This is a genomic window from Streptomyces sp. RK62 (genome assembly GCF_018070255.1).
GTDB lineage: Bacteria > Actinomycetota > Actinomycetes > Streptomycetales > Streptomycetaceae > Streptomyces > Streptomyces nigra.
Map to the genome: position 1 here is coordinate 307823 of NZ_JAGPYD010000009.1, position 22526 is coordinate 330348.

The following is a 22526-nucleotide window of genomic DNA, read 5'->3' on the forward strand; positions in this document are numbered from 1 at the left end:
GGGGGCATGGCTGTGACCTTGCCCTCTTCCAGATTGTGACCTGGGTCTCGGGGCCTCGGCGGTGCCCGCGCGGACCCGCTGAACGACTGGCTCCGGGCCCTGACTTGATAGCCTCGCGGGGCTGGTCGCGCCCCTTTCCGGGGCCAGGGAATCCGGTGCGAATCCGGAACTGACGCGCAGCGGTGAGGGGGACGGGCGGGGCAGGCACGCCACTGGGAGACCGGGAAGGCGCCCCGCCGGGACGAACCCGAGTCCGAAGACCTGCCGGCACCTCCGCGCCTCCGGGCGGGGAGGTCATCCGCAGGCCGGCTCCGCGTACGAGCCCCGACCCTTGAGGCGTGTATGTCCGTCCTTCCACCCCAGCCGTCGTCCGAGCCCCCGCGTACCCCGTCCACGCCCTGCCGGGTCGTGCTCTGCCGGGACTGCTGCTGCGGCAGTCCGAAGGTGACCGGTGTCGACCACGCGGGTCAGGCCGCCCGGCTGAAGGAGAGCGTCCCGGTGCGTGTCTCGGACTGCCTGGACGTCTGCGACCACGCCAACGTGGTCGTCGTCCAGCCCTCCGCCGCGGCGCGCGCGGCGGGCGCCCGGCCGGTCTGGCTCGGGCTCGTCAACGACCCCGACGCCACCGAGGACGTCATCGCCTGGGTGCGGGCCGGCGGGCCCGGAGTTGCTCCCTGCCCGGAGATCCTGGCCTTTCACACCATCCCGGCGCCCTCGTCGCGGGCGTCGGGGAAGGGCTGAACCGACCGCCCGTAGCCGCGCCCTGCGTGCCCGCCATGGGCGCCCGACCTCTCCACACCTTCACGCCACCCTCGCTCCACACCCCCCATGAACGGTTGAACATCGAACAGGCGGTCACGGAAGATCGGACGGACCCGTCCGGCCCCGACCGCGAGGTGACGCCCGCCATGTTCACCACCCGTCCCACCCTCCAGGGCACCTTCGGCATGGTGTCCTCCACGCACTGGCTCGCCTCGCAGTCCGCGATGGCGGTGCTGGAGCGCGGCGGCAACGCCTACGACGCCGCCGTGGCGGGCGCGTTCGTGCTCCACGTCGTCGAACCGCATCTCAACGGCCCCGCCGGCGAGGTGCCCATCCTCCTCGCCCCGGCGGGCGGCGAGGTGCGGGTGCTGTGCGGCCAGGGCGTCGCCCCCGCGGGCGCCACCGTCGCCCACTACCGCGGCCTCGGCCTGGACCTCGTCCCCGGCACCGGACCGCTGGCCGCCGCCGTGCCCGGCGCCTTCGACGCCTGGATGGTGCTGCTGCGCGACCACGGCACCCTGGCGCCCGCCGACGTCCTCGCGTACGCCGTCCACTACGCCGAACACGGGCACGCGCCCGTGGAGCGGGTCGGCGAGACCGTGGAGACCGTGCGCGAGCTGTTCGAGACGGAGTGGACCTCCTCCGCCGAGGTGTATCTGCCGGACGGCGAGCCGCCCCGCCCCGGCGCCCTCTTCCGCAACCCGGCCCTCGCCGCCACCTGGAAGCGCCTGCTGGACGAGATCTCCGGCGCAGGTGACCGCGTCGCGCAGATCGAGGCCGCGCGCGCGGTGTGGCGTACCGGGTTCATCGCCGAGGCGCTCGTCCGGCAGGCGCAGCGGCCCACCCTCGACACCAGCGGCGAGCGGCACACCGGCACCCTCACCGCCGCCGACCTCGCCGGCTGGTCCGCGACCTACGAGGCGCCCGCGACGTACGACTGGAACGGCTGGACCCTGTGCAAGGCGGGGCCCTGGAGCCAGGGCCCGGTGCTCCTCCAGCAGCTCGCCCTGCTCCCGGACGACCTGCCGCCGTACGGGTCCGCCGACTACGTCCACCTGCTCGTCGAGGGCTGCAAGCTGGCCATGGCCGACCGGGAGGCCTGGTACGGCGACGCCGCCGAGGTGCCGCTCGACGACCTGCTCTCCGACGCGTACAACGCCGAGCGGCGCCGGCTGGTGGGCGAGGCCGCCTCCTTCGAGCTGCGGCCCGGCAGCCCCGGCGGGCGCGTGCCCCGGCTGGGCGCCCACGCGCGCGGGGAGGCCGCCGCGCCCGGTTCCGTCGCGCCGGGCGCCGGGGAGCCGACGGTCGCCAAGTCGCCCGTGTCCCCGGTGCCGGCCGAGCCCGAGGTCGCCGCGGACGGGCTCACCCGGGGCGACACCTGCCACCTCGACATCGTCGACCGGTGGGGCAACATGATCGCGGCCACCCCGAGCGGCGGCTGGCTCCAGTCCAACCCCGTCGTGCCCGAACTAGGCTTCCCGCTCGGCACCCGACTGCAGATGACCTGGCTGGAGGAGGGCCTGCCGAACTCCCTGACCCCCGGCCGGCGCCCGCGCACCACGCTCACCCCCAGCATCGCGCTGCGCGACGGCGTGCCCGTCCTCGCCTTCGGCACCCCCGGCGGGGATCAGCAGGACCAGTGGCAGCTGCACTTCTTCCTCGCGGTCGCGCTGCGCGGGCAGGTCCGCGGCGGCCTCGACCTGCAGGGCGCGATCGACGCCCCGAACTGGCACAACGACAGCTTTCCCGGCTCCTTCTACCCGCGTGGGACACGGCCCGGGAGCGTCACCGTGGAGGGCCGCACCGACCCCGCGGTGATCGACGGGCTGCGGCGGCGCGGTCACGACGTCACGGTCGGCGACGCCTGGTCGGAGGGCCGCCTGTGCGCGGTCGCCCGGGACCCCGGCACCGGGGTGCTGTCCGCCGCGGCGAACCCGCGCGGCATGCAGGGCTACGCCGTCGGCCGCTGAGAGGCCGGGGGGCTGAGGGGTAGCGGCCCCGCGAGTTCACCGGGACTCCATCCGCAGGTCACCCGGCGGGCGGGCGTTGTCAGTGGCGCGTGTTTCCATGGACGGGTGATCGAAGAAAACGAAACCATCGAAGAGTTTCTCGCCCAGCACGCCACCGACGTGGAGGACGCCGTCCGCAAGGCGGCGGCCGCCGAGATCATGCCCCGTTTCCGCCGGCTCGCCGACCACGAGGTCGACCGCAAGAGCGGACCGCACGACCTGGTGACCGACGCCGACCGGCTCGCCGAGCGGTATCTCACGGAGGCCCTCGGCGCCCTCCTGCCCGGCTCGGTCGTCGTCGGCGAGGAGGCGGTCCACGCGAATCCGTCCGTGTACGACGCGATCCGCGGCGACGCCCCGGTATGGATCGTCGACCCCGTCGACGGCACCCGCCAGTTCGTGCACGGCGACACGGGCTTCTGCACCCTGGTCGCCCTCGCCCGGCACGGTGTCGTGCTCGCCTCCTGGACCTACGCACCCGCCCTCGACCGGCTGGCCACCGCCGTACGGGGCCGGGGCGCCTTCCTTGACGGCGAGCGGCTGCACGCCGGGGTCCCGGCCCCCGGCAGCGACCTGCGCGTCGCCACCTCGCACCCGGACTTCACCACCGACGAGCAGAAGCGGGCCCTGCTCGGCCTGTGGACCGACGGCGTGGCCCCGCGCCCGTGCGGATCGGCGGGACTGGAGTACCTGGCCGTCGCGCGGGGCGAGTTGGAGGCCACCGCCTTCGGATGGGAGGCAGCCTGGGACCACGCGGCCGGACTGCTGCTCGTGGAGGAGGCGGGCGGCGCCCACCTGACACGCACGGGGGAGCCGTTCCGTATCACCGGGGGCAACGCCCTGCCGTTCACGGCGGCCCGCGACGCCGGCACGGCCCGGCGGGTGGCGGGACTCCTGTCCGGCGGAGCGCGGCGAGTGGCGTAGGAATAGAGTCGGCCGCGGGGGAGCGGAGGTGGGGCGTAGAAGCCCCGGCCTATCCTGATCTCTCCAGGGCCTTTCGTTTGGATCAGCCTGGCTGTGAGACGCGGTGTGTCTTGGCCGACCCGAGCGGGGTCTGGTGCGTGCAGCTGCAAGGCGGAGGAGGGCGTCAACGCGGAGCGTTGGCAACCGACGACAACGCCGCAGATGTGCGTGCCAGATCCCGCGACGCCGGGATGATCCAAACGAAAGGCCCTAGGCCGCCGCCTGACGAAGGGGTCCGAACGTGCCGTCGATGCTCGACGCAGTCGTGGTGGGTGCGGGACCGAACGGCCTGACCGCCGCCGTGGAGCTGGCCCGCCGGGGCTTCTCCGTCGCCGTGTTCGAGGCGCGGGACACCGTCGGCGGCGGGGCCCGCACCGAGGAGCTGACGCTGCCCGGCTTCCGGCACGACCCCTGCTCCGCCGCGCATCCCCTCGGCATCAACTCGCCCGCGTTCCGGGCCATGCCGCTCGACCGCTACGGGCTCGAGTGGCTGCACGCCGGGCTGCCCATGGCCCACCCCTTCGCCGACGGCACCGCCGCCGTGCTGTCCCGGTCCGTCGCCGAGACGGCCGCCTCCTTCGGGCCGCGCGACGCGGGCGCGTACCGCAGGCTGGTCGCCCCGTTCCTGTCCAAGTGGGACACCCTGGCACGGGACTTCATGTCGCTGCCGCTCACCGCACTGCCCCGCGACCCGGTGACCCTGGCCCGCTTCGGGCTGACCGGGCTGCCGCCGTCGACCTGGCTGATGCGCCGCTTCCGCGACGAACGGGCGCGGGCCCTCTTCTCCGGCCTGGTCGCCCATGTGATGGCCCCGCTGAGCGGCTTCGCGACCGGCGCCATCGGCCTGGTCTTCGCCCTCGCCGCGCACGCCCGCGGCTGGCCCGTCGCCCGGGGCGGCAGCCAGTCCATCTCCGACGCCCTCACCGCCTACCTCAAGGATCTCGGCGGCACCGTCCACACCGACTACGAGGTGAAGCGGCTCGACGACCTGCCGCCGGCGCGGGCGTACGTCTTCGACACCTCGCCCACCGCGCTCGCCCGGATCGCCGGCTTCGGCCGGTACTACGAGAACTACCGGTACGGTTCCGGCGTCTTCAAGATTGACTACGCGCTGGACGGTCCCGTGCCCTGGACCGCGCCCGAGGCCCGGCGGGCCGGCACCGTGCAGATCGGCGCGGACAGCGCGGAGATCGGGGCGGCGCTGCGGGCCGCGTCGCGCGAGGGACGCGCACCCGACCGGCCGTTCATGATCACCGTGCAGCCCAGTGTCGTCGACCCCACCCGGGCCCCCGAGGGCAAGCACGTCTTCTGGGCCTACGGCCATGTCCCCAACGGCTGGACGGGCGACCTCACGGACGCCCTGGAACGTCAACTCGAGCGCTACGCACCGGGGTTCCGCGACCGCGTCCTTGCCCGTGCGACCGCGGGCCCGGCCGAAATCGCCGCCCGCAACGCCAACTACGTCGGCGGGGACATCGGCTCCGGTGCCGCCACCGGGCTGCGCCTGCTGCTGCGCCCCAAGCTCTCGCTGTTCCCGTACAGCACCCCGCATCCCGCCATCTACCTCTGCTCGTCCGCGACCCCGCCCGGCCCGGGCGTGCACGGCATGGCGGGACACAACGCGGCCAAGGCGGTCTGGCGCCGCCTGCGCCAGGAGCCCTGAGCCCAGGGGCCCTGAGCCCCGGGGCGCTGAGTCCTGAGCCACGGGCCCCGCGCCTGCGTGGACCGGCCCGTCCTGCTAGGAAGGGCCCATGACCACCATCGAACTCGTCCAGGGCGACATCACACGGCAGACGGCCGACGCGATCGTCAACGCCGCGAACTCCTCCCTGCTCGGGGGAGGCGGTGTGGACGGTGCCATCCACCGGCGTGGCGGCCCCGCGATCCTCGCCGAATGCCGTGCGCTGCGGGCCTCCCGGTACGGCAAGGGCCTGCCCACCGGGCAGGCGGTCGCCACCACGGCCGGCGACCTGTCGGCCCGATGGGTGATCCACACGGTGGGCCCGGTCTGGTCGCGGGACGAGGACCGCTCGGACCTTCTGGCCTCCTCTTACCGCGAGTCCCTGCGCGCCGCCGACGAACTCGGCGCGCGGACGGTCGCCTTCCCCGCCATCTCCACCGGCATCTACGGCTGGCCCATGGACGACGGCGCCCGGATCGCCGTGGAGACCGTGAGGGCGGCGGAGACCCAGGTCGAGGAGGTGCGGTTCGTGCTGTTCGACACGGCCGCGTACGAGGTGTTCGCCAGGCGGCTGGAGGCGTGAACACCGCCCGGGGCTGATCCGTACCCCTCCTCGTGGAAACGCACCAGGCACACCAGCCGGACATGACGAATCGAGGAACCGGAAACCGCAGGGCCGCGCTCGCCGCCGGCCTCGCCCCGCTGCTCCTGGCCACCGCGTGCGGTGGCGGCGACTCGGGCTCGGCAGCCGCGTCGAGCGGCCCGCCCAAGGTCTCCGCCACCGAGGCCGGCGTGGTGGCACCCGCCAAGATCGAGGTGATCGCCGGTCTCACCGGGTGCAAGGTGAAGATCAGGACCGAGGCGGACGAGCTGCGCGAGGGCGTCTGCCGGACGAAGCAGGGCGACTACCTCGTCACGACGTTCCCCGAGGAGAAGCTGAAGCGGACCTGGCTGGAGTCCGCCTCCGTCTACGGCGGCACCTACCTCGTCGGCACCCGCTGGGTCGTCAGCGGCAAGCCCGCCGTACTGGAACGGCTGCGCCCCCGGATCGGCGGCAGCATCGAACGACTGCGCGGCATCGGTCCCAGCGCCGGCCCGAGTACCTGAGAGGACGGCCCCGAGCCCCCGACCTACGTGTCGGATTCTCGCCAGCCGCCACCCACCCCCGTCCCCGATGCTGGACCCATGAACGAGGGGATGCACACCGACGTCGAGCGCTGCGTGCGCGCCGTGCAGTCGAAGGACGCGCGCTTCGACGGGTGGTTCTTCACGGCGGTCGTCACGACCGGGATCTACTGCCGGCCCAGCTGTCCGGCGGTGCCGCCCCGGCCCGGGAACATGCGGTTCCTGCCCAGCGCCGCCGCCTGCCAGCAGGCCGGCTTCCGCGCCTGCAAGCGGTGCCGCCCGGACACCAGCCCCGGCTCACCCGAGTGGAACCAGCGGGCCGACCTCGTGGCCCGCGCCATGCGGCTCATCGCCGACGGCGTCGTGGACCGCGAGGGCGTCCCCGGCCTCGCCGCGCGCCTCGGCTACAGCACCCGGCAGATCGAACGCCAGCTCCTCGCCGAACTCGGCGCCGGCCCGCTCGCCCTGGCCCGCGCCCAGCGCGCCCAGACCGCGCGGCTCCTCATCGAGACGACGTCGCTGTCCATGGCGGACATCGCCTTCGCGGCCGGCTTCGCCTCCGTCCGCACCTTCAACGACACCGTCCGCGAGGTCTTCGCCCTCGCCCCGACCGACCTGCGCGCCCGCGCACCCCGGTCCCCGCAGGGCGGTACCACCGGCGCGCTCACCCTGCGCCTTCCGTTCCGCGCCCCCCTGAACCCCGACAACCTCTTCGGGCACCTCGCGGCGACCGCCGTGCCCGGCGTGGAGGAGTGGCGGGACGGCGCGTACCGGCGCACGCTCCGGCTGCCGTACGGCCATGGCATCGTGGCGCTGAGCCCGCGGCCCGACCACATCGCCTGCCGCCTCACCCTCAGCGACCTGCGCGACCTCACCGTCGCGACCAGCCGGTGCCGGCGGATGCTCGACCTGGACGCCGATCCGGTCGCCGTCGACGACCAGTTGCGCACCGACCCGGTCCTGGCGCCCCTGGTCGACAAGGCACCCGGCCGCCGGGTCCCGCGCACGGTCGACGAGGCCGAGTTCGCGGTACGGGCCGTGCTCGGGCAGCAGGTCTCCACGGCGGCCGCCCGCACCCACGCGGGCCGCCTGGTCACCGCGCACGGCGAGCCGGTGACCGACCCCGAGGGCGGCCTCACCCACCTCTTCCCGGAGCCCGCCGCCCTGGCGTCCGCCGACCCCGAGTCACTGGCGATGCCCCGCAGCCGCCGGACGACCTTCACGACCCTGGTCCGCCGCCTCGCCGACGGCGACCTCCGCCTCGGCCCCGACAGCGACTGGGCCGAGACCCGGGCGGCACTGCTCTCCCTGCCGGGCTTCGGCCCCTGGACGGTCGACGTCATCGCGATGCGCGCGCTCGGCGACCCCGACGCCTTCCTCCCCACCGACCTCGGCGTCCGCCGCGCCGCCCGCGAACTGGGCCTGCCGTCCACACCCGCGGCCCTCACCGCCCGAGCCGCCGCCTGGCGCCCGTGGCGCGCCTACGCCGTCCAGTACCTGTGGGCGACGGACAGCCACCCCGTCAACTTCCTCCCCGCGTAAGGAGACCCAGTGCGCCGGCACAGCGTCATCGACAGCCCGTACGGCCCTCTCACCCTCGTCGCCGAGGACGGCGTCCTGTGCGGCCTCTACATGACCGACCAACGCCACCGCCCCGCCGAGGAAACCTTCGGCCCCCTCGACGCGAGCCCCTTCGCGCAGACGGAGGAAGAGCTGGAGGCCTACTTCGCAGGCGAGCTGAGGCAGTTCACGGTCCCCCTGCACCTGAAGGGCACCCCTTTCCAGCTCACCGTCTGGAACCACCTGCGCACGATCCCCTACGGCGAGACCCGCACCTACGGCCAACTCGCCGAAGCCCTGGGCAATAGGGGAGCCTCCTGAGCCGTCGGCCTCGCGAACGGCAAGAACCCGATCGGCATCATCGTCCCCTGCCACCGAGTCATCGGCGCGACCGGCTCCCTCACCGGCTACGGCGGCGGCCTCCCCCGCAAACAACGCCTGTTGGCCTTCGAGAGCGGGGCTGCGCTGTTCTGAGCTGACTTGCGATCAAGCCCACACGGCGGAGACTTGGAGGTGAGAGCTCTGTCGAGGTGAACTCCGGGGCCGCTCCACGGAGGGCTGAACCATGGTGGAACCTCGTGCACGCAAGATTCCGGATGAGGACGGAGACGTGGCGGGGCGGCGAAAGTCCTCCTGGCACCAGCGTGCCTCGGCGTATGTCGCGGAGCTCCAAGGTGAATTGGGAACGATCGAGGACCGCGGCGAGCTGTCGGGCGAGGCCCGGCATCTCGCGAAGAAGGCCAGGACCCAGCTGCAGGCGGCCCGAGAGGCGATCAACAGCAGAGACACGCCGATGTCCCTGCTGTCCGGCTCGGTCATGGACCGCACCTGGGCGAACATCCACCGTGCCGAGGTGAGCATCCTGAGGCTCTCCGGCGAGGCGGAGCTGGCGTGGTGGGGGCGCGAAGTCCTCGCGAGGGCCCAGCAACACCTGGGCGACGAGGATCCGTTGCGCAACGAGCTGGAGTCGCAGCTCCGCTCCGACGGGCACCATGTGAACAACCACTTCAGGGACCTCGCGGTACGGGCGCTGCGCGCCGCCAACGACGCCCAGGACCTGGAACGGGCGAGAGCCCGCAGCTTCCGCAACATCCTGCTGACCTCGGTGCTCGTCACCAGCGTCATCGCCGGCCTCATCGTCCTGTGGGCGTACTACGACCCGACCGCGATAGCGCAGAAGCTCTGCTTCAGGCCCCAGGCCAACCTGGTCTGCCCGATCAGCGGGACGCCGAGGGGCGGCGACGTGCTCATCGTGGAGTTCTTCGGGCTGTGCGGGGCGGCTCTGGCGGGAGCCGTGTCCCTGCGGCACATGCAGGGCACGGCGACCCCGTACATGGTGCCCATCTGCCTGTTGCTGCTGCGCCTGCCGATCGGCGCCCTGGCCGCGGTCTTCGGTCTGCTGGTGGTCCAGGGCGGCTTCGTGCCGGGACTGACGGACCTGGACTCCAGCGCCCAGATCCTTGCGTGGGCCCTGGTGTTCGGCGTCGCCCAGGAAACCGTCACCCGCCTGGTCGACCAGCAGGGCAAGCGGGTCCTGAGCAATGTCCGGGGCCCGTCACGAGGTTTCGAGGACGACGACGAACCTAACGAGAGGTGAGTCCGCCGTCCGCGCCTTTGCCGCTCAACTCGCCCAGCACCCTGGGCAGGGCGGTGCCGATCGGTTCGCGGATCACCTCGTCGGCCAGGTCGTCGTACGGTGTCGGTTCCGCGTTGACGATGATCAGGCGGGCGCCGTGGTCCGCGGCGATGCCGGCCAGGCCCGCCGCCGGCTGGACCTGGAGGGTGGAGCCGGCCGCGATGAAGATCTGGCAGGCCTTGGTGATCGCGACCGCCTGGCCGAGGACCTCCGGGTCGAGGCGCTCGCCGAACATCACCGTCGCGGACTTGAGGACGCCCCCGCACTCCAGGCACGGCGGGTCGTCCTCGCCGGCGTCGACGCGGGCCAGGGCGTCCTCCATGGGGGAGCGGGCGTGGCACCTGGTGCACACCACCTGCCGTGCGGTGCCGTGCAGCTCCAGGACCTTGCGGGCCGGGAGCCCGGCGAGCTGGTGCAGGCCGTCCACGTTCTGGGTGATCACCCGCACCGGCACCCCCGAGCGCTCCAGCTCGGCCACCGCCCGGTGCGCCGCGTTGGGCTGGGGGTTCAGCGCGCCGGTCTCCCGCCGCATCAGCCACGACCGGCGCCGGATGTCCGGGTCGGCCATGTAGTACTCGTAGGTCACGAGCTTCTCGGCCTCGGGGTCGCGCCGCCACAGACCGTTCGGCCCGCGGTAGTCCGGGATGCCGGAGTCGGTCGAGATGCCGGCGCCGCTGAGCAGGGCCACGAGGGGCTTGGTCATGTCGCCGAGAGTAGGACGGGCGGCGGGAACGCGGCGAATGGATATTCGAGCGAGCGCCCGTAGGCCCGGCAGCCGGTGCTAGCGTGCCCGCATGGCCAAGGTCACCGTCTCGCTCGATGCCGAACTCGTCGTGGAGGCCATGGTCCTCGCGGGCGTCGGCAGCCCCCAGGACGCCGTCGAACTCGTCCTGCGCGACTACGTCCAGCGCGGGCACCGCACCGAGGCACGGGTCGCCGAGCGCGACGACGCCCTGCGCGAGGTGGACGCCCGGCCCCGGGACGTCGAGGGCTGACGTCCGGGTCAGGCCACCCGGCGACCGTTTTCCAGTTCCACCGGCCCCGTGCCGTCCGCCAGGGCGTCCGGCGCGGCCAGGACGCGGCGGCCCGGAGCGCCCGGCAGATGATCGGCGAGCTCCTCGCGGGGCACCAGGCGCCAGGACAGCAGCTCCTCCTCCTGGAGGCGGATCGCCTTCAGGTCGTCCGCGGTGAGCACCCCGCCGTCGTACAGGTCCGCCACCAGCGGCGGCCGGCCCGCCCCCTGCCCCCAGTCCACCGCCGCGAGTGGAACCCGCGCCCGCCTACGCGCCCAGCTCCGCCAGTCGCAGCGTCCGCTCCGCCAGCTCGCTGATCCGCACCCCGTCGAAGCCGAAGACCGCGCTGCGCACCGTGTCCTCCAGCGGCTCCGTCCAGTGCGCCGGGATCGCCGACGCGCCGCCCAGCACGCCCGCCACCGAGCCGGCCGTCGCCCCGTTGGAGTCGGTGTCCAGGCCCCCGCGCACGGTGAGCGTGATGGTGCGGGTGAAGTCCCCGTCGCCGTACAGCAGCCCCGCCGTGAGGACGGCCGCGTTCGGGACGGTGTGGATCCAGCCGAGGCCCGCCGTCTCCTCCGCCACCGTGGCGAGCGTGTCCTCCCAGGGCATCCGCGCCTCGTGCAGCGTCGCCACCCGGCGCACGGTACGGGCGAGCCGGCTGCTCGCCGGGATCACCGCGAGCGCCCGGTCGACGGCCTCCCGGACCGTGGCCGCCGTGAACGCCGCCGCGATCAGCGCCGCCGCCCACATCGCGCCGTACACCCCGTTCCCGGTGTGCGAGAGCACCGCGTCCCGGCGGGCCAGGGAGGCGGCGCGGGCGGGGACGCCGGGCGAGGTCCAGCCGTAGACGTCGGCGCGGATGAGGGCGCCGATCCACTCCTGGTGCGGATTGTCGTAGGTGGCGGTGAGCGGCGGCTTCAGGCCGTTCGCGAGATTGCGGTACGCCGCCCGCTCCGCCGTGAAGGTCTGCAGGAACGGCAGCCGCAGCAGCCACAGGTCCCCGACCTGCTCGGTGCTGAAGCCGAAGCCGTGCCGCTCCAGCAGGTCGAGGCCGAGGATCGCGTAGTCGACGTCGTCGTCGCGGCAGCTGCCGTGGATACGGCCGCGTACGCACTGCCGCCACTCGGGCCGCATCGAGCGCCCGTCCTCCTCGTCGGCCGGTTCCGGCAGATAGTCGGTGAGCGGCAGGGCCGCGGCCCGGCGCAGATAGCGGTCGATCCGGTCGCGCGTCCACACCTCGCCCTGCTCGACCGGCTTGCCGAGCATGTTGCCGGCGATCCGGCCCTGCCAGCCGCCGAGGATGCGGTCGGCGATCTCCGGTTCCGTGCCCACAGCGGTCATAGGACCGGTCTACCCGATTCCGGCGACCGCCCACGCGCCCGGCACGCCAGAGCGCCCCGGACCCCGTCCCACGCTCCGGCGAGGCATGGCGGCTCCGGGGTGCCGCCGGTTAAGGTCGCAGCGGCGCGACTGGCCCCGACCTGTGCGGGGCCCGGAGAGCAAGGGGATACAGGTGACACAGCGCGTGCTCATCGCCGCGGACAAGTTCAAGGGGTCGCTCACGGCCGTACAGGTCGCGGAGCGGGTCACAGCCGGTCTGCGCCGGGCCGTCCCGACGGCGGAGGTCGAGGCCCTGCCGGTCGCCGACGGAGGGGACGGCACCGTCGACGCCGCGGTCGCCGCCGGTTTCGAGCGGCGTGAGGTGCGGGTCGCCGGGCCGCTCGGCGACGAGGTGACGGCGGCGTTCGCGCTGCGCGGCGACACCGCGGTCGTGGAGATGGCCGAGGCCAGCGGCCTCCAGCGGCTCCCCGCGGGCGTCCTCGCCCCGCTCACGGCGTCCACCCACGGCTCCGGCGAGCTGCTGCGCGCGGCCCTCGAAGCCGGGGCCCGCACCATCGTCTTCGGCGTCGGCGGCAGCGCCACCACGGACGGCGGCGCCGGGATGCTCACCGCGCTGGGCGCCCGTCTGCTCGACGCCGACGGGGAGCCGGTGGCGCCGGGCGGAGGCGGCCTCGCCGATCTCGCCACGGCCGACCTGTCCGGGCTCGACCCCCGCCTCACCGAGGTCGACCTGGTGCTCGCCAGCGACGTCGACAACCCGCTGACCGGCCCGAAGGGCGCACCGGCGGTGTACGGCCCGCAGAAGGGCGCGTCCCCGGACGACGTGGCCACGCTGGACGCGGCCCTCGCGCACTACGCCAAGGTCCTGGAGGCCGCCGTCGGCCCCCGCGCCGCCGAGCACGCCTCGGCACCGGGCGCCGGAGCCGCCGGCGGCATCGGGTACGGCGCCCTGCTCCTCGGCGCCCGCTTCCGGGCCGGCATCGAGGTCATGCTCGACGTCCTGGGCTTCGCGCCGGCCGTGGAGCGCGCCGACCTGGTGATCACCGGAGAGGGCTCCCTCGACGAGCAGACCCTGCACGGCAAGGCCCCGGCCGGTGTCGCGGCGGCGGCCCGCGCGGCCGGCAAGGAGGTCGTCGCCGTGTGCGGACGCCTCGCCCTCGCGCCCGAGGCCCTGGGCCGGGCCGGCATCCGGCGGGCGTATCCGCTCACGGACGAGGAGCCGGACGTGGCGGTGTGCATCGCGGACGCCGGACCGATCCTGGAGCGGGTCGCGGACCGCATCGGCCGGGACTTCCTGGTCTGACCCACCAAGCGCCCCGGAAGCACGAAAGGGCCCCGGACCGATTCGGTCCGGGGCCCTTCCCGTCACAGCAGGCGGAGCGCTACGGCAGCTGGGCCGCCCGCGCCTCACGCCGGTTGCCGCGGAAGTTGTTCACCCGGCGGGCCGTGGCGAACAGCGGGATCACAGCGCCCATCACCAGCTGGAGCGCGCAGCCCGTCTGGAGGAGCAGCTGACCGCTCGGGGCCTCGAACGCCCAGGCGGCGAGCAGCCCCATGGACATGACGATCCACGACAGCATCGCGATCGCGAGACGGCCACGCGGCTTCGGGTACTCCACCCGGCTCACCATCAGCCAGGCCGTGCCCAGGATCGCCAGGAGCGTCGCCACGAAGGGCAGCTCGAGCAGCACGATCGAGACCACGGTCAGCGCGCCGAACGGGGAGGGCATCCCCTGGAACATGCCGTTGGGGACGGACACGCACGAGAACCGCGCAAGCCGCAGCACCACCGCCAGCAGCACCACGATCGCTCCGACCGCGGCCACTCTCTGGTGCGCGTCGTTCGCGACCATGCCGTAGACGAGGACGAAGTACGCCGGGGCCAGACCGAAGCTGATCAGGTCGGACAGGTTGTCCAGCTCGGCGCCCATCGGGGACGAGCGGAGCTTCCTGGCGACCAGGCCGTCGAACAGGTCGAACACGGCCGCGCACAGCATCAGGATGACGGCGGTGGCGGCGCTGTGGCGCGCCATGCCGCTCTCCTCGCTGCCCGTGAGGTGCGGGATGAGGATGCCGGTGGTGGTGAAGTACACCGCCATGAAGCCGCACGTGGCGTTGCCGAGGGTGAGGGTGTCCGCTATCGACAGGCGGAGAGAGAGCGGCATCTCCTCCTCTTCGTCGACCTCGTCCGCGCCCGGCACCCAGCCCGGCTGTGTCTCTGGATCAATCACGGTCAATGCGAGTCACCCCAGCCACGGTCTTCTGCCCGACCTCGACCGCGACCTCCACGCCTTCCGGCAGGTAGATGTCGACACGGGAGCCGAAGCGGATCAGACCGATGCGGTCGCCCTGCTCGACCTTCGTGCCCTGCGGGATGTAGGGGACGATGCGACGTGCGACGGCGCCGGCGATCTGGATCATCTCGATGTCGCCAAGTTCGGTGTCGAAATGCCAGACTACGCGCTCGTTGTTCTCGCTCTCCTTGTTGAACGCCGGCACGAACCCGCCAGGGATGTGCTCGACGGACGTCACCGTGCCGGAGAGCGGCGCGCGGTTGACGTGGACGTTGAGCGGGCTCATGAAGATCGCGACGCGGGTGCGGCCGTCCTTCCACGGCATGATGCTCTGCACCACACCGTCGGCCGGGGAGATGACCCGGCCCTGGGCGATCTCGCGCTCGGGGTCGCGGAAGAACCACAGCATGCCCGCCGCCAGAGCGGTGGCGGGTACGGCCACGGCCTTGGCGACGCCGGAGCGGCGTGCGCGGGCCAGGCTGAGGGCTGCGGTGGCGACGGTCGGGAGAAGCCACGGCGATGCTCCGCGCGCGAGGCGTACGCCGGCCCGGCTGTCGCGTGGTGCAGAGGTTTGGCTGTGGGGCATGGATGACCTTCGTAGCGGATGATGCCGCGCTTCAACGGGGGACGGCGGCTTTCCGGGGATCGTACCGGTCGCGGCCCACAACTGGGCAAGCCAGGAAGCCGAGTCGGCGGCTGAAGCGTATGTACGGGGTGTGATCTTCTTCTCGAAGAAAACACCCCGAACTCGGACATTCAGCCTTGGAACCGATACTCTTCGAGCAGCCTGCGACCGATGATCATTTTCTGGATCTCGGCGGTACCTTCACCGATGAGCAGCATCGGAGCCTCACGGTAGAGGCGCTCGATCTCGTACTCCTTGGAGAAGCCGTAGCCGCCGTGGATCCGGAAGGCATCTTCCACGACCTCCTTGCAGTATTCGGAGGCGAGGTACTTCGCCATCCCTGCTTCGAGGTCGTTTCGCTCACCGGAGTCCTTTTTGCGTGCCGCGTTCACCATCATGGCATGCGCGGCCTCCACCTTGGTAGCCATTTCGGCCAGCTTGAACTGGATGGCCTGGTGCTGGGCGATCGGCTTGCCGAAAGTGTGACGCTGCTGGGCGTACTGGACACCCAGCTCGAAGGCACGCTGAGCGACACCGCAGCCACGCGCCGCCACGTTGACGCGGCCGACTTCGACGCCGTCCATCATTTGGTAAAAACCTCGGCCGGTGACGCCGCCGAGCACCCGATCGGCCGGAATGCGCAGGCCGTCCATGATGAGCTCGGTCGTGTCGACGCCCTTGTAGCCCATCTTGTCGATCTTGCCGGGGATGGTCAGGCCCGGACGGACCTCACCGAAGCCCGGCTCCTTCTCCACCAGGAAGGTGGTCATCGACTTGTGCGGGGCCGTGCCCTCGGGGTGTCCTTCGTCACTTCGGACCAGAACGGCCACCAGAGACGACGTTCCGCCGTTCGTGAGCCACATCTTCTGGCCGTTGAGGACGTACTCCTCGCCGTCCTTCACCGCCTTCGAGGTGATGGCGGACACATCCGAGCCGAGGCCCGGCTCCGACATCGAGAAGGCGCCGCGGATGTCGCCGGCCGCCATCCGGGGCAGGAAGTGGTCCTTCTGCTCCTGCGTGCCGTGCTGCTTGAGCATGTACGCCACGATGAAGTGCGTGTTGATGATGCCGGACACCGACATCCACCCGCGGGCGATCTCCTCCACGCACAGCGCGTAGGTGAGGAGCGACTCGCCCAGACCCCCGTACTCCTCGGGGATCATCAGGCCGAAGAGGCCGAGTTCCTTCAGACCGTCGACGATCTGCTGCGGGTACTCGTCGCGGTGCTCCAGCTCGGTGGCGACCGGGATGATCTCCTTGTCCACGAAGTCGCGGACGGTGGAGAGGATCTCCTGCTGGACGTCGGTCAGACCGGCGGTCTGGGCGAGACGGGCCATCGCTTACTTCCCCTGTTCCCTCAGTTCGGGGCGGCCCGGCTGCTCGCCGCCGCGCTCCTTGATGTACGTCTCGGTGGGCACCATCACCTTGCGGCGGAAGACGCACACCAGCGTGCCGTCCTGCTTGTAGCCCTTGGTCTCGACGTAGACGATGCCGCGGTCGTTCTTCGACTTCGACGGCCACTTGTCGAGCACGGTCGTCTGGCCGTAGATCGTGTCGCCGTGGAAGGTCGGCGCCACGTGCTTGAGCGACTCGATCTCCAGGTTGGCGATCGCCTTGCCGGAGATGTCCGGCACGCTCATGCCGAGCAGCAGCGAGTAGATGTAGTTCCCGACGACGACGTTCTTGCCGAAGTCCGTCGTCTTCTCCGCATAGTTCGTGTCCATGTGGAGCGGGTGGTGGTTCATGGTCAGGAGGCAGAACAGGTGGTCGTCGTACTCGGTGACCGTCTTGCCCGGCCAGTGCTTGTACGTCGCCCCGACCTCGAACTCCTCGTAGGTGCGTCCGAACTGCATGACGGTCAGGCCTCCGGGATCTCGAACTTCGACGTGCGCTTCATGCCGGCGGCGCGCCCCTTGCCTGCGATGACCAGGGCCATCTTGCGGCTGGCCTCGTCGATCATCTCGTCGCCGAGCATCGCCGAGCCCTTCTTGCCGCCCGCCTCGGACGTGTAGTAGTCGTACGCGTCCAGGATCAGCTCGGCGTGGTCGTAGTCCTCCTGCGACGGTGAGAAGATCTCGTTGGACGCCTCGACCTGGCCCGGGTGCAGCACCCACTTGCCGTCGAAGCCGAGCGCGGCGGCGCGCTGCGCGACCTCGCGGTAGCCGTCGACGTTGCGGATCTGCAGGTAGGGACCGTCGATCGCCTGGAGGTCGTTGGCGCGGGCGGCCATCAGGATCTTCATCAGGATGTAGTGGTAGGCGTCCGCCGGGTAGCCGGGCGGCTGCTCGCCCACGACCAGCGACTTCATGTTGATGGACGCCATGAAGTCGGCCGGGCCGAAGATGATGGTCTCCAGGCGCTGCGAGGCCTGGGCGATCTCGTTGACGTTGTTCAGGCCCTGCGCGTTCTCGATCTGCGCCTCGATGCCGATCTTGCCGACCTCGAAGCCCATCGTCTTCTCGATCTGGGTCAGCAGCAGGTCCAGCGCGACGACCTGCTGGGCCGTCTGCACCTTCGGCAGCATGATGCAGTCGAGGTTCTGGCCGGCGCCCTCGACGACCGTGACGACGTCCCGGTACGTCCACTCCGTCGTCCAGTCGTTGACGCGGACGACGCGCGTCTTGCCCGTCCAGTCGCCCTCGTTGAGGAACTTCACGATGGTGTGCCGCGCCTCGGGCTTGGCGAGCGGCGCGCACGCGTCCTCCAGGTCGAGGAAGACCTGGTCCGCCGGGAGGCCCTGCGCCTTCTCCAGGAAGCGGGGGTTGCTTCCCGGCACCGCGAGACAGGAGCGGCGGGGACGCAGACGGTTGACGGTCATGCGGGGACCTCCAGGGGGTCGAGCTTGTTCGCTTTCCGGATCTCGTCGACGATGCGGCCGATGATCCCGGTGATGTCGAAGTCCTTCGGGGTGAAGACGGCGGCCACTCCGGCTTCCTTCAGCTGCTCGGCGTCACCATTCGGGATGATGCCACCGGCGATCACGGGTATATCTGTGGCACCGGCCACACGGAGGCGTTCCAGGACGTCCGGGACCAGCTGCGCGTGCGAGCCGGACAGGATCGACAGGCCCACCGCGTGCACGTCCTCGGCGAGCGCCGCGTCCACGATCTGCTCCGGCGTCAGCCGGATGCCCTGGTACACCACCTCGAAGCCGGCGTCGCGGGCGCGCACGGCGATCTGCTCGGCGCCGTTGGAGTGCCCGTCCAGGCCGGGCTTGCCGACCAGGAAGCGCAGCTTGCCCACGCCCATGTCCTTCGCCGTCAGCTCCACCTTGCGCCGCACCTGGGACAGGGCCGAGCCCTCCTCGGCGGGGATCGCGACCGGCGCCGAGGACACCCCGGTCGGGGCGCGGAACTCGCCGAACACCTCGCGCAGCGCCCCGGCCCACTCGCCGGTGGTGACACCGGCGCGGGCGCACTCCAGGGTGGCCTCCATGAGGTTGTCGGTGCCCTTCGCGGCCTCCTTCAGCCGCTCCAGCGCCTTGCAGGGACGCGGGTGGTTGAACGGCGGCTGGTACCGCGTGTCGCGCCAGTGCTGGAGCGAGGCGATGACCCGGGCCTCGACGGCCGGGTCCACCGTCTGGATCGCGGTGTCCAGGTCGGCGGTCAGCGGGTTCGGCTCGGTGCCCTCGAAGATGTTGACGCCGACGATCTTCTCCCGGCCGGACTCGATCCGGCCCCGGCGCTCGGCGTGCGAGGCGACCAGCTGCGACTTGAGGTAGCCGGACTCGACGGCCGCCATCGCGCCGCCCATCTCCTGGATGCGGTCGATCTCGGCGAACGACTCCTCGACCAGCCGATCGACCTTCGCCTCGATGACCTTCGAGCCCTCGAAGATGTCCTCGTACTCCAGCAGGTCGCTCTCGTACGCCAGCACCTGCTGGATGCGCAGCGACCACTGCTGGTCCCAGGGGCGGGGCAGGCCCAGCGCCTCGTTCCAGGCCGGCAGCTGCACAGCACGCGCACGGGCGTCCTTCGACAGCGTCACGGCCAGCATCTCCAGCACGATCCGCTGGACGTTGTTCTCCGGCTGCGCCTCGGTCAGGCCGAGGGAGTTGACCTGGACGCCATAGCGGAAGCGGCGCTGCTTGGGGTTCTCGATGCCGTACCGCTCCCGGGTGATCCGGTCCCAGATCCGGCCGAACGCCCGCATCTTGCACATCTCCTCGATGAAGCGGACACCCGCGTTCACGAAGAAGGAGATACGGGCCACGACGTCGCCGAACTTCTCCTCGGGGACCTGCCCCGAGTCACGCACGGCGTCGAGGACGGCGATGGCGGTGGACATCGCGTACGCGATCTCCTGGACCGGCGTGGCGCCCGCCTCCTGCAGGTGGTAGCTGCAGATGTTGATCGGGTTCCACTTCGGGATGTGGGAGACCGTGTACGCGATCATGTCCGTCGTCAGGCGGAGCGAGGGCCCCGGCGGGAAGACGTGCGTCCCCCGGGACAGGTACTCCTTGACGATGTCGTTCTGGGTCGTGCCCTGGAGCTTGGTGATGTCCGCGCCCTGCTCCTCGGCGACGACCTGGTAGAGCGCCAGCAGCCACATGGCGGTGGCGTTGATCGTCATCGAGGTGTTCATCTGCTCCAGGGGGATGTCCTGGAACAGCCGGCGCATGTCACCCAGGTGCGCGATCGGCACCCCGACCCGGCCGACCTCGCCGCGGGCGAGGATGTGGTCGGAGTCGTACCCGGTCTGGGTGGGCAGGTCGAACGCGACCGACAGACCGGTCTGCCCCTTGGCGAGGTTGCGCCGGTACAGCTCGTTGGACGCCTCGGCCGTCGAGTGGCCGGCGTACGTCCGCATGAGCCACGGACGGTCCTTCTGACGTTCGTCTTCCTGACGCTCTGTCATCCCCCGGCCCTCAGATGTTCCGGAAGCGGTTGATGGAGTCGAGGTGCTTGGCGCGCAGCTCCTGGTCGCGCACGCCCAGGCCCTCCTCGGGGGCGAGGCACAGCACGCCGACCTTGCCCTGGTGGAGGTTGCGGTGCACGTCGTAGGCGGCCTGGCCGGTGTCCTCGAGGGAGTACACCTTCGACAGGGTGGGGTGGATCTTGCCCTTCGCGATGAGCCGGTTGGCCTCCCAGGCCTCGCGGTAGTTGGCGAAGTGCGAGCCGATGATGCGCTTCAGGGACATCCACAGGTAGCGGTTGTCGTACTGGTGCATGTAGCCCGAGGTGGAGGCGCAGGTGGTGATGGTGCCGCCCTTGCGGGTGACGAAGACCGAGGCGCCGAAGGTCTCGCGGCCGGGGTGCTCGAAGACGATGTCGATGTCCTCGCCGCCGGTGAGCTCGCGGATGCGCTTGCCGAAGCGCTTCCACTCCTTGGGGTCCTGGGTGTTCTCGTCCTTCCAGAACTTGTAGCCCTCGGCGTTGCGGTCGATGATCGCCTCGGCGCCCATCGCGCGGCAGATGTCCGCCTTCTGCGGCGAGGAGACGACACAGATCGGGTTGGCGCCGCCGGCGAGGGCGAACTGGGTGGCGTACGAGCCGAGTCCGCCGCTCGCGCCCCAGATCAGGACGTTGTCGCCCTGCTTCATGCCGGCGCCGTTGCGGGAGACCAGCTGGCGGTAGGCGGTGGAGTTCACCAGGCCCGGGGCCGCGGCCTCCTCCCAGCTGAGGTGGTCCGGCTTGGGCATCAGCTGGTTGGACTTGACGAGGGCGATCTCGGCGAGCCCGCCGAAGTTCGTCTCGAAGCCCCAGATCCGCTGCTCGGGGTCGAGCATCGTGTCGTTGTGCCCGTCGCTGGACTCCAGCTCGACGGAGAGACAGTGCGCGACGACCTCGTCGCCGGGCTTCCAGGAGTTGACGCCCGGGCCGGTGCGCAGGACGACGCCCGCGAGGTCGGAGCCGATGATGTGGTACGGCAGGTCGTGCCGCTTGGCCAGCTCGCTGGTGCGGCCGTAGCGCTCCAGGAAACCGAAGGTGGACAGCGGCTCGAAGATCGAGGTCCACACCGAGTTGTAGTTGACCGACGAGGCCATGACGGCCACCAGGGCCTCGCCCGGGCCGAGCTCGGGCAGGGGCACCTCGTCGAGGTGGATCGACTTGCGCGGGTCCTTGTCGCGGGTCGTCAGGCCCGCGAACATCTCCGTCTCGTCCTTGTGCACGGTGATCGCGCGGTACGACTCGGGGAGCGGGAGGGCGGCGAAGTCCTCCGACGTGGAGTCGGGCGACTGGATCGCGGCCAGGATGTCCTTCATGGTCACGGTGTTGCCTCCGGCGGTGAGCACCCTGAGGGAGGGGCGCTGAGGGTTACGTCGGTGCTGCTGAGGGTTTTTTCGGGGATGCCGTCGGTTCGGCCGGTGGTGCTGTTCGGCGGCGCATGGTGGCGCGGGAGGTTGCCTGTGACGCAGGCGCCGGGCGCGCAGGCCCCGGGAGGGGCTTGCGGGGACAGCCGGCGTACGAAAGGTCTCTGCACGCCGGCCGCCCGGACTCCTTCAACGTATGGCACGGCGTGTCATCCGGCAAGGCACTGCGTGCCAGAAGTTGCTCTCAGATGAAATCTTTACGTAACAAATGAGCGATGATCGATCGAACGGCCTCCGGAAGCCCCCCGAAAAGGGCCCCTGACATGCCAAAACGGCCACCCGGGCGGGTGGCCGTCATCACAGCGGGGGAGCGGCCGAACCCACTCCGTACCGGCGTCTCAGCGCTCCTTGAGGGCCTGCTCGATGGTGCGCATGACCTCGTCCAGCGGGGCGTCCGTCCGCGCCACCGTCACCAGGACCTCACCGTCGGAGGCCACCGAGGCCGTCGTGGTGCGCGGGGCGCTCTCGCGGCCCGCGCCGATCCCGGTCCCGAACGTGCGGCGCACGATCGCGAAGGCGTGGTCGAGCTGCGCCTCCACGTCGCCCTGCCCGCCGGCCCGCAGCCAGCGCCGCAGCACGTGGTTGTGGGCGGTGACCACCGCCGACGCCGCGACCTCCGCGAGCAGCGGGTCGTCGTTGGCGTCGTCGTCGTGCGCGTGCTCGTCGAAGTGGCCGAGGAGATAGCGGGTGAACAGACGCTCGTAGCGGGCGACCGAGGCGATCTCCGCCTCCCGCAGGGTGGGCACCTCGCGGGTCAGCTTGTAGCGGGCGACCGAGATCTCCGGCCGGGCCGCGTACATCCGCATGACCTCCTTGATGCCCCGGCACACCGTGTCGAGCGGGTGCTCGTGCGGCGGGGCGGCGTTGAGCACCGCCTCGGCGCGGACCAGGGTGTCGTCGTGGTCCGGGAAGATCGCCTCTTCCTTGGAGCGGAAGTGACGGAAGAAGGTGCGGCGGGCGACGCCGGCCGCGGCCGCGATCTCGTCGACCGTGGTCGCCTCGTACCCCTTGGTCGCGAACAGCTCCATGGCCGCGGCCGCCAGTTCGCGGCGCATCTTGAGCCGTTGGGCGGCGGCTCGGCCGCCGGCGGTGCTCTCCGGCGCGTCGGGCGAAGCTGGTGTACGTGAGGACCTGGCGGGCTGGGACATGACCCGAACGTACTGCATGTCCGCAGCTCGATGCGCGTGTACGGGGTTTCCCCCGC

The 22526-nt window shown here is 71.6% G+C and carries 20 protein-coding genes, 2 pseudogenes and 1 riboswitch; of the genes and pseudogenes, 11 read left to right on the forward strand and 11 right to left on the reverse strand.

Features of this window, described 5'->3' with window-relative positions:
• The first annotated feature begins 105 nt into the window (after positions 1 to 105).
• Positions 106 to 284, forward strand: a riboswitch (cobalamin riboswitch).
• A gap of 58 nt (positions 285 to 342) precedes the next feature.
• The 9 genes and pseudogenes from KBY32_RS19575 (at position 343) to KBY32_RS19615 (ending at position 9697) form a co-directional block, all read left to right on the forward strand.
• A complete protein-coding gene (locus KBY32_RS19575; protein ID WP_210980971.1) occupies positions 343 to 741 on the forward strand; it encodes a (2Fe-2S) ferredoxin domain-containing protein in 399 nt (132 codons plus the stop codon).
• Between the two features lie 167 nt (positions 742 to 908).
• Complete coding sequence (locus KBY32_RS19580; RefSeq protein ID WP_055619558.1) at positions 909 to 2732, forward strand: gamma-glutamyltransferase family protein; 1824 nt, start codon at positions 909 to 911, stop codon at positions 2730 to 2732.
• A 105-nt stretch (positions 2733 to 2837) separates the two neighbouring features.
• On the forward strand, positions 2838 to 3695 hold the full coding sequence (locus tag KBY32_RS19585; protein ID WP_210980972.1) for an inositol monophosphatase family protein: 858 nt from the start codon (positions 2838 to 2840) through the stop codon (positions 3693 to 3695).
• Between the two features lie 289 nt (positions 3696 to 3984).
• On the forward strand, positions 3985 to 5397 hold the full coding sequence (locus tag KBY32_RS19590) for an NAD(P)/FAD-dependent oxidoreductase (protein WP_055619557.1): 1413 nt from the start codon (positions 3985 to 3987) through the stop codon (positions 5395 to 5397).
• A gap of 88 nt (positions 5398 to 5485) precedes the next feature.
• Positions 5486 to 5998: an O-acetyl-ADP-ribose deacetylase gene (locus tag KBY32_RS19595; RefSeq protein WP_210980973.1), complete on the forward strand. Its 513-nt coding sequence runs from the start codon at positions 5486 to 5488 to the stop codon at positions 5996 to 5998.
• Between the two features lie 62 nt (positions 5999 to 6060).
• Positions 6061 to 6522 carry a hypothetical protein gene (locus tag KBY32_RS19600; protein ID WP_210980974.1) on the forward strand — a complete coding sequence of 154 codons (462 nt, stop codon included), beginning with the start codon at positions 6061 to 6063 and terminating at the stop codon, positions 6520 to 6522.
• A 90-nt stretch (positions 6523 to 6612) separates the two neighbouring features.
• Positions 6613 to 8082 (forward strand): DNA-3-methyladenine glycosylase 2, encoded by a 1470-nt coding sequence (locus tag KBY32_RS19605; RefSeq protein WP_210981027.1) that lies wholly within the window; start codon positions 6613 to 6615, stop codon positions 8080 to 8082.
• A 9-nt stretch (positions 8083 to 8091) separates the two neighbouring features.
• Positions 8092 to 8574, forward strand: a pseudogene (locus tag KBY32_RS19610) (methylated-DNA--[protein]-cysteine S-methyltransferase).
• A gap of 205 nt (positions 8575 to 8779) precedes the next feature.
• On the forward strand, positions 8780 to 9697 hold the full coding sequence (locus tag KBY32_RS19615) for a hypothetical protein (protein WP_210980975.1): 918 nt from the start codon (positions 8780 to 8782) through the stop codon (positions 9695 to 9697).
• Here KBY32_RS19615 and KBY32_RS19620 read toward each other — a convergent pair.
• On the reverse strand, positions 9684 to 10439 hold the full coding sequence (locus KBY32_RS19620) for a Sir2 family NAD-dependent protein deacetylase (RefSeq protein WP_210980976.1): 756 nt from the start codon (positions 10437 to 10439) through the stop codon (positions 9684 to 9686). The genes KBY32_RS19615 and KBY32_RS19620 overlap by 14 nt on opposite strands.
• 91 nt (positions 10440 to 10530) lie before the next feature.
• Here KBY32_RS19620 and KBY32_RS19625 point away from each other — a divergent pair, with 91 nt between their 5' ends.
• A complete protein-coding gene (locus KBY32_RS19625) occupies positions 10531 to 10731 on the forward strand; it encodes a type II toxin-antitoxin system VapB family antitoxin (RefSeq protein ID WP_115505605.1) in 201 nt (66 codons plus the stop codon).
• A gap of 8 nt (positions 10732 to 10739) precedes the next feature.
• On the opposite strand, the pseudogene KBY32_RS19630 reads toward KBY32_RS19625, so the two are convergent.
• Both KBY32_RS19630 and KBY32_RS19635 read right to left on the reverse strand, forming a co-directional pair.
• A pseudogene (locus tag KBY32_RS19630) lies at positions 10740 to 11000 on the reverse strand (NUDIX hydrolase); the annotation flags it as partial.
• Between the two features lie 16 nt (positions 11001 to 11016).
• On the reverse strand, positions 11017 to 12090 hold the full coding sequence (locus KBY32_RS19635; protein ID WP_055619376.1) for an ADP-ribosylglycohydrolase family protein: 1074 nt from the start codon (positions 12088 to 12090) through the stop codon (positions 11017 to 11019).
• A gap of 184 nt (positions 12091 to 12274) precedes the next feature.
• On the opposite strand from KBY32_RS19635, the gene KBY32_RS19640 reads away from it, so the two are divergent.
• Complete coding sequence (locus tag KBY32_RS19640; RefSeq protein WP_210981028.1) at positions 12275 to 13393, forward strand: glycerate kinase; 1119 nt, start codon at positions 12275 to 12277, stop codon at positions 13391 to 13393.
• A 79-nt stretch (positions 13394 to 13472) separates the two neighbouring features.
• On the opposite strand, the gene pssA is transcribed toward KBY32_RS19640, so the two are convergent.
• The 8 genes from pssA to KBY32_RS19680 form a co-directional block, all read right to left on the reverse strand.
• A complete protein-coding gene (pssA, locus tag KBY32_RS19645; RefSeq protein WP_055619374.1) occupies positions 13473 to 14291 on the reverse strand; it encodes a CDP-diacylglycerol--serine O-phosphatidyltransferase in 819 nt (272 codons plus the stop codon).
• Between the two features lie 22 nt (positions 14292 to 14313).
• On the reverse strand, positions 14314 to 14970 hold the full coding sequence (locus KBY32_RS19650) for a phosphatidylserine decarboxylase (RefSeq protein WP_048579466.1): 657 nt from the start codon (positions 14968 to 14970) through the stop codon (positions 14314 to 14316).
• A 170-nt stretch (positions 14971 to 15140) separates the two neighbouring features.
• The gene (locus KBY32_RS19655; protein WP_055619373.1) at positions 15141 to 16346 is read right to left on the reverse strand and encodes an acyl-CoA dehydrogenase family protein; all 1206 of its coding nucleotides are present in this window, start codon (positions 16344 to 16346) and stop codon (positions 15141 to 15143) included.
• A gap of 3 nt (positions 16347 to 16349) precedes the next feature.
• The gene (locus KBY32_RS19660) at positions 16350 to 16862 is read right to left on the reverse strand and encodes a MaoC family dehydratase (RefSeq protein WP_055619372.1); all 513 of its coding nucleotides are present in this window, start codon (positions 16860 to 16862) and stop codon (positions 16350 to 16352) included.
• Between the two features lie 5 nt (positions 16863 to 16867).
• Positions 16868 to 17827: a CoA ester lyase gene (locus tag KBY32_RS19665; protein ID WP_115505607.1), complete on the reverse strand. Its 960-nt coding sequence runs from the start codon at positions 17825 to 17827 to the stop codon at positions 16868 to 16870.
• Positions 17824 to 19866 carry a protein meaA gene (locus tag KBY32_RS19670; RefSeq protein ID WP_210980977.1) on the reverse strand — a complete coding sequence of 681 codons (2043 nt, stop codon included), beginning with the start codon at positions 19864 to 19866 and terminating at the stop codon, positions 17824 to 17826. Before KBY32_RS19670 ends, KBY32_RS19665 begins: the two co-directional genes overlap by 4 nt.
• 10 nt (positions 19867 to 19876) lie before the next feature.
• Complete coding sequence (ccrA, locus tag KBY32_RS19675; protein WP_181890290.1) at positions 19877 to 21214, reverse strand: crotonyl-CoA carboxylase/reductase; 1338 nt, start codon at positions 21212 to 21214, stop codon at positions 19877 to 19879.
• 446 nt (positions 21215 to 21660) lie between these two features.
• Positions 21661 to 22470, reverse strand: coding sequence for a TetR family transcriptional regulator (locus KBY32_RS19680; protein ID WP_199835338.1), 810 nt, complete (start codon positions 22468 to 22470; stop codon positions 21661 to 21663).
• Between the last annotated feature and the right edge of the window lie 56 nt (positions 22471 to 22526).

Coding starts and splice junctions, on each gene's coding strand:
- KBY32_RS19575 (WP_210980971.1), top strand. CDS start 343: ATGTCCGTCCTTCCACCCCAGCCGTCGTCCGAGCCCCCGCGTACCCCG.
- KBY32_RS19580 (WP_055619558.1), top strand. CDS start 909: ATGTTCACCACCCGTCCCACCCTCCAGGGCACCTTCGGCATGGTGTCC.
- KBY32_RS19590 (WP_055619557.1), top strand. CDS start 3,985: ATGCTCGACGCAGTCGTGGTGGGTGCGGGACCGAACGGCCTGACCGCC.
- KBY32_RS19595 (WP_210980973.1), top strand. CDS start 5,486: ATGACCACCATCGAACTCGTCCAGGGCGACATCACACGGCAGACGGCC.
- KBY32_RS19600 (WP_210980974.1), top strand. CDS start 6,061: ATGACGAATCGAGGAACCGGAAACCGCAGGGCCGCGCTCGCCGCCGGC.
- KBY32_RS19605 (WP_210981027.1), top strand. CDS start 6,613: ATGCACACCGACGTCGAGCGCTGCGTGCGCGCCGTGCAGTCGAAGGAC.
- KBY32_RS19620 (WP_210980976.1), bottom strand. CDS start 10,439: ATGACCAAGCCCCTCGTGGCCCTGCTCAGCGGCGCCGGCATCTCGACC.
- KBY32_RS19625 (WP_115505605.1), top strand. CDS start 10,531: ATGGCCAAGGTCACCGTCTCGCTCGATGCCGAACTCGTCGTGGAGGCC.
- KBY32_RS19635 (WP_055619376.1), bottom strand. CDS start 12,090: ATGACCGCTGTGGGCACGGAACCGGAGATCGCCGACCGCATCCTCGGC.
- KBY32_RS19650 (WP_048579466.1), bottom strand. CDS start 14,970: ATGCCCCACAGCCAAACCTCTGCACCACGCGACAGCCGGGCCGGCGTA.
- KBY32_RS19655 (WP_055619373.1), bottom strand. CDS start 16,346: ATGGCCCGTCTCGCCCAGACCGCCGGTCTGACCGACGTCCAGCAGGAG.
- KBY32_RS19660 (WP_055619372.1), bottom strand. CDS start 16,862: ATGCAGTTCGGACGCACCTACGAGGAGTTCGAGGTCGGGGCGACGTAC.
- KBY32_RS19665 (WP_115505607.1), bottom strand. CDS start 17,827: ATGACCGTCAACCGTCTGCGTCCCCGCCGCTCCTGTCTCGCGGTGCCG.
- KBY32_RS19670 (WP_210980977.1), bottom strand. CDS start 19,866: ATGACAGAGCGTCAGGAAGACGAACGTCAGAAGGACCGTCCGTGGCTC.
- ccrA (WP_181890290.1), bottom strand. CDS start 21,214: ATGAAGGACATCCTGGCCGCGATCCAGTCGCCCGACTCCACGTCGGAG.
- KBY32_RS19680 (WP_199835338.1), bottom strand. CDS start 22,470: ATGTCCCAGCCCGCCAGGTCCTCACGTACACCAGCTTCGCCCGACGCG.